Source organism: Pseudophaeobacter sp. 1A16562 (assembly GCF_041008785.1).
In the GTDB taxonomy this organism is placed as follows: Bacteria; Pseudomonadota; Alphaproteobacteria; order Rhodobacterales; family Rhodobacteraceae; genus Phycobacter; species Phycobacter gallaeciensis_A.
Genome location: NZ_JAXGFT010000001.1, coordinates 49,907 through 63,257 on the forward strand (window position 1 = coordinate 49,907; position 13,351 = coordinate 63,257).

At 63.0% G+C, this 13,351-nt stretch carries 14 protein-coding genes; 6 read left to right on the top strand and 8 right to left on the bottom strand.

Features of this window, described 5'->3' with window-relative positions:
• The first annotated feature begins 12 nt into the window (after positions 1–12).
• Together SM764_RS00210 and SM764_RS00215 are read left to right on the top strand one after the other, a co-directional pair.
• Positions 13–423: a VOC family protein gene (locus SM764_RS00210; protein WP_065272758.1), complete on the top strand. Its 411-nt coding sequence runs from the start codon at positions 13–15 to the stop codon at positions 421–423.
• The gene (locus SM764_RS00215) at positions 420–1,346 is read left to right on the top strand and encodes a 2-hydroxyacid dehydrogenase (protein WP_369000715.1); all 927 of its coding nucleotides are present in this window, start codon (positions 420–422) and stop codon (positions 1,344–1,346) included. Before SM764_RS00210 ends, SM764_RS00215 begins: the two co-directional genes overlap by 4 nt.
• A 77-nt stretch (positions 1,347–1,423) precedes the next feature.
• Here SM764_RS00215 and SM764_RS00220 read toward each other — a convergent pair whose 3' ends face one another.
• From SM764_RS00220 to SM764_RS00250, 7 genes are all read right to left on the bottom strand, one after another.
• Positions 1,424–3,439, bottom strand: coding sequence for a M3 family metallopeptidase (locus SM764_RS00220; RefSeq protein ID WP_369000716.1), 2,016 nt, complete (start codon positions 3,437–3,439; stop codon positions 1,424–1,426).
• Positions 3,440–3,517: 78 nt separating this feature from the next.
• A complete protein-coding gene (locus tag SM764_RS00225) occupies positions 3,518–3,868 on the bottom strand; it encodes a hypothetical protein (protein WP_369000717.1) in 351 nt (116 codons plus the stop codon).
• Between the two features lie 34 nt (positions 3,869–3,902).
• Complete coding sequence (locus tag SM764_RS00230; protein ID WP_369000718.1) at positions 3,903–5,033, bottom strand: HesA/MoeB/ThiF family protein; 1,131 nt, start codon at positions 5,031–5,033, stop codon at positions 3,903–3,905.
• Positions 5,033–5,488, bottom strand: a complete 456-nt coding sequence (gene dut, locus SM764_RS00235) for a dUTP diphosphatase (protein ID WP_369000719.1) — start codon at positions 5,486–5,488, stop codon at positions 5,033–5,035. Before dut ends, SM764_RS00230 begins: the two co-directional genes overlap by 1 nt.
• Before the next feature lie 50 nt (positions 5,489–5,538).
• The gene (gene coaBC, locus SM764_RS00240) at positions 5,539–6,735 is read right to left on the bottom strand and encodes a bifunctional phosphopantothenoylcysteine decarboxylase/phosphopantothenate--cysteine ligase CoaBC (RefSeq protein ID WP_369000720.1); all 1,197 of its coding nucleotides are present in this window, start codon (positions 6,733–6,735) and stop codon (positions 5,539–5,541) included.
• Between the two features lie 84 nt (positions 6,736–6,819).
• Complete coding sequence (locus SM764_RS00245; protein ID WP_369000721.1) at positions 6,820–7,614, bottom strand: ChaN family lipoprotein; 795 nt, start codon at positions 7,612–7,614, stop codon at positions 6,820–6,822.
• A gap of 59 nt (positions 7,615–7,673) precedes the next feature.
• On the bottom strand, positions 7,674–8,552 hold the full coding sequence (locus tag SM764_RS00250) for an RNA polymerase factor sigma-32 (RefSeq protein ID WP_065272752.1): 879 nt from the start codon (positions 8,550–8,552) through the stop codon (positions 7,674–7,676).
• 228 nt (positions 8,553–8,780) lie between these two features.
• On the opposite strand from SM764_RS00250, the gene cobU reads away from it, so the two are divergent.
• From cobU to SM764_RS00270, 4 genes are all read left to right on the top strand, one after another.
• On the top strand, positions 8,781–9,383 hold the full coding sequence (cobU, locus tag SM764_RS00255) for a bifunctional adenosylcobinamide kinase/adenosylcobinamide-phosphate guanylyltransferase (protein WP_369000722.1): 603 nt from the start codon (positions 8,781–8,783) through the stop codon (positions 9,381–9,383).
• Positions 9,380–9,970: a histidine phosphatase family protein gene (locus SM764_RS00260; RefSeq protein ID WP_369000723.1), complete on the top strand. Its 591-nt coding sequence runs from the start codon at positions 9,380–9,382 to the stop codon at positions 9,968–9,970. The genes cobU and SM764_RS00260 overlap by 4 nt, the downstream gene beginning before the upstream one ends.
• 59 nt (positions 9,971–10,029) lie before the next feature.
• Positions 10,030–10,713: a glutathione S-transferase gene (locus SM764_RS00265; protein ID WP_369000724.1), complete on the top strand. Its 684-nt coding sequence runs from the start codon at positions 10,030–10,032 to the stop codon at positions 10,711–10,713.
• A 121-nt stretch (positions 10,714–10,834) separates the two neighbouring features.
• Positions 10,835–12,337 (top strand): YifB family Mg chelatase-like AAA ATPase, encoded by a 1,503-nt coding sequence (locus SM764_RS00270; protein WP_369000725.1) that lies wholly within the window; start codon positions 10,835–10,837, stop codon positions 12,335–12,337.
• Positions 12,338–12,359: 22 nt separating this feature from the next.
• On the opposite strand, the gene gshB is transcribed toward SM764_RS00270, so the two are convergent.
• Positions 12,360–13,292 carry a glutathione synthase gene (gshB, locus tag SM764_RS00275; protein ID WP_274827788.1) on the bottom strand — a complete coding sequence of 311 codons (933 nt, stop codon included), beginning with the start codon at positions 13,290–13,292 and terminating at the stop codon, positions 12,360–12,362.
• Positions 13,293–13,351 lie beyond the last annotated feature (59 nt).

Here is a 13,351-nt window from a genome sequence, read left to right on the forward strand (position 1 = left end):
GAACTGCGGAAAATGAGCATATTTCACCTTGCCTATCATGTTGACGATCTGGAGGCAGCCCGCGCCTTTTATGGCGGTGTTCTGGGCTGCAACGAGGGGCGTAGCACCGACACCTGGGTCGATTTCAATTTCTTCGGCCATCAGATTTCGCTGCATCTCGGGCCGGTCTTTGCCACCGCCAATACAGGCAAGGTGGGTGAGCACATGGTGCCGATGCCGCATCTGGGTGTGATCCTGCCACAAGAAGAATGGCGCGCTCTTGCCGACCGGCTGGAGGCCGAGGGGATCGACTTCACCATTCCCCCCACCACCCGCTTTGCCGGAGAACCGGGTGAGCAAAGCACGATGTTTTTTCACGATCCCGCAGGCAACCCGATCGAAATCAAGGGCTTCCGGGACATGGCAGGAGTATTTGCCACATGATCAACGTTCAGTTCGCCGCCCTGCCCGCCCGCTGGGACACCTACCGCGAGCCGCTGAAACGCGCCTTTGACGAGGCCGGGCTGACGGTCGATATGCGGCAGGATCATCCCGCCGATCAGGTGGATTACGTGGTCTATGCGCCCAATTCCGACCTGCAGGATTTTACCCCCTACACCCGCTGCAAGGCGGTGCTGAACCTTTGGGCCGGGGTGGAAAAGATCGTCGGCAACCAGACCCTGACCATGCCGCTGTGCCGGATGGTGGATCCGGGGCTGACGGCGGGCATGGTGGAATGGGTCAGCGGCCACGTGCTGCGCTATCATCTGGACATTGACCGCTCCATCGCCATGCAGGACCGGTGGGAGCCGGTGGTGCCGCCGCTGGCCTTTGAACGCCCGGTCACGGTGCTGGGCCTTGGCGCATTGGGCAGCGCCTGCGCGCAGAGCCTGGCCCGTATCGGCTTTCCGGTCACCGGCTGGTCGCGCTCGGCCAAGGAAATCGACGGGATCAACTGCCTGCATGGAGACGACGGGCTGAAACAGGCGCTGTCAGAGGCGGAAATCGTGATCCTGTTGCTGCCGGATACACCCGCGACCAACAACATCCTGAATGCCGATACTCTGGCGATGCTGCCCAAGGGCGCGCGGATCATCAATCCGGGCCGGGGGCCACTGATCGACGACGCCGCCCTGTTGGAAGCGCTGGATAGCGGTCAGGTGGGCCATGCCACGCTGGATGTGTTCCGGGTGGAACCGCTGCCTGCGGACGATCCTTATTGGGCGCATCCCAATGTCACCGTCACGCCCCATATCGCGGCGGAAACCCGGGCCAGCACGGCATCCCAGGTGATCGCGGAAAACATCCGCCGCGGCGAGGCGGGTGAGCCGTTCCTGCATCTGGTAGACCGGTCTCTGGGTTACTGACTGGACCATTTTCTAACCCCGAAACGAATGGCGCCGGGAAGATTGCTCTTCCCGGCGCCAGTTTTTTGTTCAGCGGCTTATTCTGCGGCCAACCCCCGCCCCTTCAGCAGCGCCTCCACCCCGGGCAGACGCCCGCGGAAGGCGGTATACAGCTCTGCCGGATCCTTGGAACCGCCAGTGGACAGGATATGCTCCTCCAGCGCCTTGGCGCGTTCGGGCTCAAAGGCCCCGCCTGCCTCTTCAAAGGCGGCAAAGGCATCGGCATCCATCACTTCGGACCACATGTAGCTGTAGTAACCCGAACTGTAGCCATCGCCGGAGAAGACATGCGCGAAATGCGGCGTCGCGTGGCGCATGGTGATGGCATGGGGCATGCCGATTTCGGCCAGAACCTCGGCCTGACGCGCCATCGGATCTGCCGGGGCGGCGCCATCGTGGAAGGCCAGATCGACAAGCGCCGAGGCAACGTATTCCACCGTCTGAAAGCCCATGTCATAGGTCGCAGCGCCCAGAACCTTGTCCAGCATTTCCTTGGGCATCGGCTCGCCAGTCTCGGCATGGGTAGCAAACTCGCTCAGCACCTCGGGCACTTCCAGCCAGTGTTCATAGAGCTGCGAAGGAAGCTCCACGAAATCGCGCGCCACCGAGGTGCCCGAGATGCTTTCATAGGTCACATCCGACAGCATCTGGTGCAGTGCATGGCCGAACTCGTGGAACAGTGTGCGCGCATCATCATAGGACAACAGCGCCGGATCGCCCTTGGCAAAGTTGCAGACGTTGATCACGACAGGCGCCTGTTTTTCCGGAAACTTCGCCTGACCGCGCATGGCCGAACACCAGGCGCCCGAGCGTTTTGATCCACGGGCAAAATAGTCGCCGATGAAGACCGCCATATGCTCACCGTTGCGCGTGACCTCCCAGGCGCGGCAATCGGGATGGTAAAGCGGGATATCAAGCGGCGCGAACTCCAGCCCGAACAGGCGGTTCGCACAGGAGAAGGCCGCCTCGATCATCTTGTCGATCTGCAGATAGGGCTTCAGCTCGGCCTCATCGAGGTCATGTTCGATCTTGCGGCGCTTTTCCGAGTAATAGCGCCAGTCCCAAGGCTCCAGATCACCGTTGATACCATCGGCCTGCATCATCTCGGTCAGGATGACCGCATCCGCATCCGCCCGCGCCTTGGCCGGGCCCCAGACATCCATCAGCAGGCCCCGCACGGCTTCGGGCGTCTTGGCCATTTCAGTTTCCAGCTTGTAAGCCGCGAAATTCTCATATCCCAAGAGCTTGGCTCGTTCCTCGCGCAGGGCAAGGATCTCTGCCGCAATCTCCCGGTTGTCCGTCTTGCCGCCATTGGCTCCGCGCGCCGCCCAGGCTTGGAACGCCTTTTCCCGCAGATCCCGGCGCGGAGAGAATTGCAGGAACGGCGTGATGATGGAGCGCGAGGTCGTTACGACAGGCCCGTCCACGCCCTTTTCCTTGCCCGCAGCCCGGGCAGCCGCGATGGCGAAGTCCGGCAGGCCTTCCAGATCCTCTTCAGAGAGCTCCATGAACCAGTTGCTCTCATCCGCTAGCAGGTTCTGAGTAAATTCAGTGCCAAGGGTGGCAAGCCGTCCCTTGATCTCCTGCATCCGGGCATCCTCCGCCCCTTCCAGTGCTGCACCACCGCGCACGAAACTGCGGTGGGTCAGCATCAACACGCGCTGCTGTTCCTCGGTCAGGTCCAGCTCATCGCGCTGATCCCAGACCGCCTTGATCCGTGCATAAAGCGCCTTGTTCGCGGTAATGGCCGAAGAATGCGCCGCCAGTTTCGGGGAAAATTCGCGCTGCAACTCCTGCCGCTTGGGATTACTGTCGGCGCCTGCCACCGTGTAGAACACCGACAGGACCTGCTCCAGCTCAAGGCAGGGCGTTTCCAGCGCGCCGATCACATTGTCAAAGGTCGGCGCATCGGGGTTGGATGCGATGGCATCGATCTGGGCGTTATGGGCCGCAAGGGCCTGATCCAGCGCGGGCGCGAAATCTTCGTCGGAAATCTGGTCGAAGGGCGCGATTTCAAACGGGGTATCCCAGTGGGACAACAGGGGGTTGGTCATAGGCAAGGCCTCCTTTGCCCAGAAGCTATGCTCGCGCCCCGGCAGCGTCCAGAGACGCACGCGGATTTTCCGCAAATACTAGCCGCCCGGCCTTAGATCCTCGACCAGATCGGCGGCAATGATGCGGATCGGAACGCCTGCAATATTCGCGGCTCGGGCAATGCGCCACTCGAACCGGCCCATGACCCCATCGGTGTCGATCAGCACCACGACGGCCTCCTTGCCGGCGATTTCTGCCGCGAACAACGCCTGTTGCAGACTGTCAAGGCTGCTGCGCTTGTCGAGGCCAAACTCCACCACCCGATTGCTGTTCTCGCAATCGACCCGGATCGAGGCCCGGCCTTCGGGGTAGTCGAATTGATGCACCTGTTCCGGCTCACCGCCCATCAGGGCACCGCACAACAGGGAAATATATAGCGCTTCGGGCACGTGGGGACTTCGCTCTATGCGTGGCGTTTGACGCTTATTCGTTGCCAGAGTCAGCTTTGCCACCGCTGTCGTCAGACCCATTCCCATCGCCCCCGGCGCCGCAGATCGGGCAGTCGACCCGCTGTTTCAGCCCGATGCGGCGGGTTTCGCTGTAAAGGGCATCGTAGATCAGCATGGCGCCACGCAGCACTTCGCCCGCTCCGGTGATCTGCTTGATCGTCTCCACCGCCATCATCGCGCCGACGACGCCGGGCAAGGGACCGATAACACCAGCCTCAGAGCAGCTGGGCGCCAGCCCCGCTGCCGGGGCCTCCGGGAAGATACACTGATAGCAGGGGCCGCCTGCCTTGGGATGAAAGACAGACAGTTGTCCCTCCCATTGCGACAGGGCGCCGGAAATCAACGGCTTGCTCAGCGCCACGGCGGTGCGGTTCGACAGATAGCGACTTTCGAAATTATCGGTCCCATCCAGAATGATGTCATATTCCGCAAACAGGTCGGCGGCGATCTCATCCGTCAGACGGCGGTGATAGGGGCGCACGGTGACAAAGGGGTTCTGCGCCTCCATCGCCTTTTGCGCCGAGAATACCTTGGGCAGGCCGATGTCCTGATCGCGGTGAATAACCTGCCGCTGCAGGTTGGCGTTTTCCACCACATCGTCGTCGATCACACCAATGGTGCCAACGCCCGCCGCCGCCAGATATTGCAGCGCCGGGGCGCCAAGTCCCCCGGCCCCGATCACCAGCACCTTGGCGTTCTTCAGCTTCTTCTGCCCCGGACCGCCCAGTTCCCGCAGCACGATATGCCGCGCATAGCGGTTCAGCTCTGTCTCGGAAAACCGGCCCGGTTTGGCCGCCGTTTTCGCCTCGGCCGTGGGTGCTTCCCCGCCATCTTCGGCTTCTTCATTAGCCTCCGCCCGGGCGCGCAGGCGGGACACGCCCCTGCTGTAGACACCGATCAGCAGCACGATCCCGCCAAGGATCAGCCAGGAGGAGGCTGAGCCACCGGTGGCGACCCGCAAACCATGGCCATTCGGCAGGGTCAGTTGCAGGATCACGACGGCCGCAAACAGCAGCGCCAGCAGGCTCCCCCGCATCGCGCGCGGCAGCCCCATCAGGCGCCCGCCCCACCAGATCAGCCCTGCAAGGCCCAGAACCAGTATCATTAGCCTCTCCCCGTGGAGCCAAAACCACCGCTGCCGCGCTCTGTCTCGCTCAGCTCCTGCACCTCGACGAAGACCGCCTGCAAAACCGGCGCGATCACCATCTGCGCAATCCGCTCCCCGTGGCGGATCTCGAACGGTTCCTGCCCCGCGTTCAGCACGATGACGCCCAGCGGTCCGCGATAATCGCTGTCGATGGTACCCGGCGTGTTCGGCAGGGTGATCCCGTGTTTCAGCGCCAGGCCGGAGCGGGGCCGAATTTGGATCTCGTATCCCCCCGGGATTTCCACCCGCAGCCCGGTTGGCACCAGTGCTCGCTCTCCCGGCGCCAGCAGGATGCTGCCGCGCCCTGTCAGGTCGGCCCGCAGATCCGCGCCTGCGGCGCCCGGCGTTTCATACGAGGGCAGCGGCAGATCGTGATCCGCCTCTGCATCACGGCGTATACGGATTGTCACCATATCGGAACCTGCGGTTTGATGTGCTGTGTCAGTGGCTGGATGGGACGGGCTTAGCTATCGAGGGCAGCAGCGATGCGGTTGGCCAGTTTCCCGGCAACCTCCTGCTTCGCCATGCGCGGCCATTCCTCGGCACCGGTGTCCGTGATCAGGATCACCGCGTTTTCGCTGCCACCCATGATACCGGTGGCGGGTGAGACGTCATTGGCCACGATCCAGTCGCACCCCTTGCGCAGCCGTTTGGCGGTGGCGTTGTCCACCACGTCGTTGGTCTCTGCAGCGAACCCCACCACCAGTCCCGGTCGGTGATCAGTCATATGCGAAACCGTTTTCAGGATGTCGGGGTTTTCGGCGAATTCCAGCGTCGGCAGGCCGTCCTTGGATTTCTTCAGCTTCCGGTCCGAGGCGCTGGCCACCCGCCAATCGGCCACCGCAGCGGCGAATACAGCTGCATCGGCGGGCAAGGCTGCCTCTACCGCCGCCTGCATTTCCAGCGCGCTTTCGACGGGAACGACCTCTACCCCCTCGGGGGGCCGGACCGTTGCCGGGCCCGTGACGAACACCACTTCCGCTCCCAGATCGCGCAGAGCACGGGCCACCGCTGTGCCCTGCGCCCCGGAGGAGCGATTGGCGATATAGCGCACCGGATCAATGGGCTCATGTGTCGGGCCGGAGGTCACGACGATGCGTTTGCCGCTGAGAGGTCCATCACGGAACTCGGCGGCAGCGGCAGCGACGATTTCATCCGGCTCGGCCATCCGACCCGGACCGAATTCGCCGCAAGCCATGCCGCCCGCGTTTGGGCCGACAAAGCGGATGCCGTCTGCTTTCAGCGTGGCGATATTGCGTTGCGTGGCGGCGTGTTCCCACATGCGCACGTTCATGGCGGGCGCCACCAGAACCGGCGTGTCGGTGGCCAAGAGCAGGGTCGAGGCCAGATCATTGGCCAGCCCCTGCGCCATCTTCGCCATCAGATCCGCGGTGGCAGGCGCCACAACAACCAGATCCGCACTGCGCGACAGTTGGATATGGCCCATTTCCGCCTCGGCTGTGAGGTCAAACAGATCCCTGTGCACCGGCGCCCCAGCGAGGGCCGAGACCGACAGCGGGGTCACGAACTCTTCCCCGGCCTTGGTCAGGACCGGCGCCACGCTGGCGCCCTGATCCTGCAGGCGGCGGATCAGTTCCAGCGCCTTATAGGCCGCGATGCCGCCACCGATGATCAGTAGAATATGTTTGCCTGCCAGCATATTATCCGCCCCTGCGCCACCTTGGAGTTCTGCGTCAGCGCCGACTTTACTTGGCCCGGGCCAAAGTGTGAAACGGTTTTCCCCTCAACCCTTGCCGAAGGCAAGACAGGGGTCCGGGCGCTCTGCCGCCGCGCTATCCAGCAGCAGATCGAAATCCCCGGATATCGCGCCGCCCTCGCTTTGGCCAAGGCTCTGGATCCGCACCTCGGGCCGCGCCTTTGACAGGTAGACCGCAAGACCCCGATCCAGCCGTGCATGACCATTGCCGGTGATCACCGCCACCGGCCCGCCAGTCTCTTCCAGCGCCTGATCCACCGCTGCAGCAAGTGCCGCATCACGCAGCCGCTGGAAATCAACCAGCACCGGCAGCATTTCGGCAGGCATCGCATTGCAGTGATTGGCCATCTGATCCACCTCGCGTTCCGTCTGCTCCGCCTCTGGCAGGGGCTGATCCAGCCCGAAATCTGCGGCCCGGGTGCCAAAATAGGCCGCGATCCCCTGATCCAGCGCCTGACGCGCGACCGAGCGCGGTACCAGCGCGCCGTACTGCCGCGCGGGCGCGGCGGCTGCAAAGACTGGCGCGTAGAGCGTAAACTCAGGCCAGCCCGAGGCCTCCCAATCGAGCGCGTCGGCAGTCGCTTCCGCGTCGCTCATCATTGGCTCGCTCAGCCTCTCTGCCTGCGCCTCCGTGATCATTTCCCAAACCACGGCGCGCGGCGCCAGATGCCGCAGGATTTCGGCCTGCTTCTGGTGGTGGGCCGCGTTGTCATGCACCTCACCCAGAATGGCCACATCGGCTTCCTGCAGGACTTCGGCCGCAGCCTTGGCCGAGGGAAGGACGGCAGGCTCGGCCACGGCGGCGGAGTTTGCCGCAAACATAAAGAAAGCGGCTGCCGTAAATGCGGCACCCGCTTTTCTGATAAAAAGAATCGACTTTGTCATGAGAGGAAGTTGTGCACCTCCCGGGAGCACCCTTCAAGCGTTTTCCGCATCTTCTGAAACGCCGCGGCCTCCAGCTGGCGCACGCGTTCCTTGGACAGGTTCAGCTCGTTACCAAGGCTTTCCAGCGTGCGCGCCTCTTCCCGCAGTTTGCGTTCGGTGATGATGAACCGCTCCCGCTCGTTCAGGGCCTGCAGCGCCTCGACCAGCCAGGCCCGCAGCTGGCGCCGGTCGTGCCGCTCTTCCACCAGTTCAGCGGCCTGCGCGCTGTCATCCTCCAGCGCCTCGATCCATTCGCGGCCCTCGTCCTCGGAAGATTGCACGGCGTTGAGCGAGAAGTCAGAGCCGGACAGCCGCCCGTCCATCATCTCCACATCGCGCAATGGCACGCCGATTTCCGTGGCGATCTGCTGGTTCAGCTGATGCTTGTCGAGTTTGACGCCAGCCGCGCGCGCCTCGCGCTCAAGCTGGGCCTGCACCCGGCGCATGTTGAAAAACAGGGACTTTTGCGAGGAGGTGGAGCCGGTGCGCACCATCGACCAATTGCGCATCACATAGTCCTGGATCGACGCCTTGATCCACCAGACCGCGTAGGTGGAAAACCGCACCCCCCGGTCGGGGTCGAATTTGTCTGCCGCCTTCATCAGCCCGACACCGGCCTCTTGGATGAGATCATTCATCGGCGCGCCGTAGCGTTTGAATTTCGCGGCCATCGAGATCGCCAGCCGCATATAGGCGTGGATCAGCCGGTGCAGTGCTTCTTCGTCACGGTCATCGCGCCAGGCATAGGCTAGGCGCAGCTCCGTTTCAGCGTCCAGAAGCTCGGCCTTCATGGCCTGCTTTGGCAGCGGGTTTTCACTGGTCGTGTCAAGTGCCATGATACTCCCCTCCAAACTGATTACTAATGTTACGCAGTGGCGCCGGGATCGGATCACTTTGGCTGTATTTTTTCTCCAATCAGGCCCGGTTTTCAGCGCCTTACCCCGGTGCATCAGGCCGTTTCAGGCCATCGGGGGCGCCGCTTTGCTCCCCACCTTGGAATCTGTCCGCCCTTGGTCGTGTCCCTGCTGCAGATCCCGGTCCGCATCTGCGGGGCGTCATTGGACATGGCAGGTTCAGGCTTGTTTCAGGCCGGATCAGCAGATACCCAAACTCCTGCAACCATCACCGAACTCAGGGTAGAAGACGTGTCCGCAGCTGTCACATTCATTCTTGGCGGGGCCGCATCGGGAAAGTCTGCCTTTGCTGAAAGTCTATGCTTTTCCTCAGGCAAGCCAAAAGCTTACTGGGCAACTTCACAGATATTTGATGATGAAATGCGCGAAAAAGTTGCAAAACACCTGGCCCAGCGCGGCGCGGACTGGACCACACATGAAGAACCATTCGATGCCGCAAAGGCCCTTGGCGCCCTTGGGGAAGGACAGATCTGCCTGATCGATTGCGCCACCATGTGGCTGACCAATCAACTGCTGGCGGACCATGATCTAGAGGCCGAAACCGAGACCCTTTTGCAGGCGATTGATGACTGCCGCGCAGAAATCGTGATCGTGTCGAACGAAACCGGACTTGGCATCGTGCCCGAGAACGCGTTGGCCCGGAGGTTCCGCGAGGCGCAGGGGCGGCTCAACATCGCAATCGCCGCCCGCGCGCAGACGGTGGTGCAGGTCACCGCAGGCCTGCCGCTGGTGCTGAAAGGAAGCCTTCCATGACCCGCCTCTTCCTTGTCCGCCACGGCCCGACCCACGCCAAATCCATGGTCGGCTGGTCGGATCTTCCGGCGGATCTGTCCGACAGCGCCGCGCTGCACCGCCTGTCCGCTGCCCTGCCCGAAGATGCCTTGGTTGTGTCATCGGACCTGTCCCGCGCAGCAGATACCGCCAGCGCCATCCAAGGCGACCGTGCGCGCCTGCCCCACCTGCCCGACCTCAGAGAAATCCATTTCGGGGAATGGGAGCTGCGCACCTGGAAAGACATCGACGCCGAAGATCCCGAACGCATCCGCGCCTATTGGGACACCCCCGGCGATGTGCGGCCCCCCGGCGGAGAAAGCTGGAATGAGGTCTGCGTCCGCGTGGACCGGGCCATCGACGATCTGATCGAAGCCCACCGAGGCCGCAATCTGATCGTGGTCGGCCATTTCGGCCAGATCCTGACCCAGATCCAGCGCGCCGAACGGCTGACCGCAGAAGAGGCTTTTTCGCACCGGATCGACAACCTGTCGGTCACCGAAATCCACCACCTTCCTGGGGAAGGGACCGATGGTTGGCGCACCGGAAAGATCAATCACCTTCCGTGATGGCACCGCGCACAAATCAGCGATTTGGCACCCCGTGAAGCTGCGCTAGCCTGCTTCCCATGACATATGATCTTTTTATCGGCGACCGCATGTATTCCAGCTGGTCCTTGCGCGGCTGGCTCATGCTTGAAAAATTCTCGCTCCCCCATGTGGTGCATATGGTGGGGCTTTATTCCGGAACCATGGCGGCGGATCTGGCAGATCTGGCGCCTGCCCGGCTGGTACCCACACTTCGCACGCCCGAAGGCACGGTGATCGGCGAAAGCTTGGCTATGGGGGAAACCCTGGCCGAACGGCACCCGGATGCAGGCCTGTGGCCCAGCGATCCGACTGCGCGGGCGACTGCGCGCTGGCTGGTGGCCGAAATGGCCTGCGGGTTTTCTGCACTGCGCGGTGATTGCCCCATGCAACTGAGCCATATCTGGCAGGGATTTACCCCCTCCGAAGCGGTGCAAGAGGATCTTGCCCGGATCGAGACCCTGTTTGCGCATGCCCGCCGGGTGTCTGGCGCTGCGGAGGGCTGGCTTTTTGGCGACTACTGCCTCGCCGATGTGTTCTACACGCCGGTTGCGGCCCGCATCATCGGATATGACCTGCCGGTGTCAGCTGAAACCCGCGCCTATTGCCGCGCGCTCCTGTCCGATCCGGCGGTGCTGCGCTGGCAGGAACAGGCGCGTGAGGTGACTTTCGACCCCGAGCCTTATGTGATGGAACTGGAGCACCGCCCCTGGAGCCTTGACTGACGCGCCGCGTCGTCTGCCCGCAAAGCCAACGACAAAAATACACGCATAACGTGCTTTAAGGGCGACTCCGGTCCACCGTTCGCTATGATTTTCTCTGGTATCTTCAGAGGGATAGCGCAGCATGATTTCACGGGCCTACACAGTCGCCTTTCAGGGGGTGGAGGCCCGCCCGGTCGAAGTGCAATGCGCCGTGGCGCCGGGCCTTCCGGCCTTTTCCATCGTCGGCCTGCCGGACAAGGCGGTGAGCGAAGCGCGCGAGAGGGTGCGCTCGGCCTTTGCCGCCATGTCGATTGCGCTGCCGTCAAAACGGATCACGGTGAACCTGTCACCCGCCGATCTGCCCAAGGAAGGCAGCCATTTCGACCTGCCCATCGCACTGGCGCTTCTCGCCGCGATCGAGGTAATCCCAAGCGAGGCCGCAAGCGAGACCATCGCGCTGGGGGAATTGTCGCTCGACGGGACGTTGATCCCTGTGGTGGGCTCCCTGCCCGCTGCGATGACCGCGGCCAGCGAGGACCGGTTGCTGATCTGCCCCAAGGCATCGGGGGCAGAGGCCGCCTGGGTCGATGCAGCTCGGGTAATCGGCGCCGCCAGCCTGATCGACGTGGTGCGCCATTTCACCGGCAAGATGCCCCTGGCGCAGGCCATCGCGGGGGAAGTCCATGACGACACCGGCGCGCGCGATCTGCGCGACGTGAAGGGGCAGGAACGGGCCAAACGCGCATTGGAAATCGCCGCCGCCGGACGGCATCACATCCTGATGGTCGGCCCGCCCGGGTCCGGCAAATCCATGCTGGCGGCGCGGCTGCCGACGATCCTGCCGCCCCTGACGGCGGCTGAGGCGCTGGAGACCTCGATGATCCAGTCCCTGTGCGGCTTGATCGAGGATGGTGGCATCAACCGGAGCCGCCCCTTTCGCGAACCGCATCACACCGCATCCATGGCCGCCATCGTCGGCGGCGGGCGGCGGGCACAGCCAGGCGAGATCAGCCTCGCGCACAATGGCGTGTTGTTTCTGGACGAGCTGCCCGAATTTGCCCGCCCGGTGCTGGAAACCCTGCGCCAGCCCCTTGAAACCGGCGAGGTCATGGTCGCCCGCGCCAATGCCCATGTGAAATACCCGAGCCGCTTCATGCTGGTGGCTGCGGCCAACCCATGCAAATGCGGCCATCTGGCGGATCCAGCCCGCGCGTGCTCTCGTGCGCCGCTCTGCGCCGAGGATTACATGGGGCGCATTTCCGGTCCGCTGATGGACCGCTTCGATCTGCGCATCGACGTGCCGCCAGTGTCTTATGACGATCTGACCCTACCCGCTGCCGCCGAAGGGTCCGCCGAAATCCTACAAAGGGTGGAAACCGCGCGCGCGCGGCAGGAGCGGCGGTTTTCAGACCATCCCGGTGCGCAGCAGAACGCCGATGCCGAAGGGGCGCTGCTGGAAGACATTGCCGTATTGGATACGGAAAGCCGCGAGATGATGCAGCGCGCCGCCGATCGTTTCGCCCTGACCGCGCGCGGCTATCATCGGGTGCTGCGGGTGGCGCGCACGATTGCCGATCTGGAAGGGGAGCCGGAAATCCTGCGTCCACATGTGGCTGAGGCGCTGGGGTTCCGGCTGGCAGGCTGAAGTGTCGCCAGCCGGAAGTGTCTTACAGTTTGGATTCGATCGCCTGCCAGACTTTCTCGGCGATATTCACGTCATCAAATCGTTCCAGTTCCTGAATGCCGGTGGGTGAGGTCACGTTGATCTCTGTTAGGTAATCACCGATCACGTCGATGCCGACAAAGATCTGCCCCTTTTCCTTCAGAAGCGGGCCAATGGCAGCGCAGATCTCACGGTCGCGCTCGGTCAGGCCGATCTTTTCCGGGCGTCCGCCCACATGCATGTTAGACCGGGTTTCACCGGCGGCGGGCACGCGGTTGATGGCGCCGACGGGTTCGCCGTCCACCAGAATGACGCGTTTGTCGCCATTGCTGACATCGGGCAGGAATTTCTGCACGATCAGCGGCTCGCGGCTGAAACCGGTGAACAATTCGTGCAGCGAGGTCAGGTTGCGATCGTTGGCATCCAGACGGAACACCCCGGCGCCGCCATTGCCATAAAGCGGCTTCAGGATGATGTCGCCATGCTTGGCCTTGAACGCCTTGATCGTGTCCAGATCGCGGGCAATCGCCGTGGGCGGCGTCAGGTCGGGGAAATCCAGAACCAGCAGTTTTTCCGGGTAGTTGCGCACCCAGAAGGGATCATTCACCACCAGTGTCTGCCCCTTGAGGCGGTCCAGCAGATGGGTCGAGGTGATGTAATGCATGTCGAACGGCGGGTCCTGCCGCAGCCAGACCACGTCGAAATCCGCAAGATCCACCTCGCGCTCTTCGCCCAGCACCGCCGGGGTCCCGGCGACGCGCTGCACGGTCATGTCATAGCCGCGGGCGGTGATGCGCCCTTCCTGATAGGCGAGGTGATCGGGGCTGTAGTAAAACAGTTCGTGCCCGCGCGCCTGCGCCTCTTCAGCAAGGCGGAAGCTGCTGTCGGCATTGATGTCGACGCCCATGACCGGGTCCATCTGGAAGGCGATTTTCATGAAGTGCATCCCTTTTGTTTCGGCAAATAGATGGCCCAGCGGGCACAAAGGTTCAATAG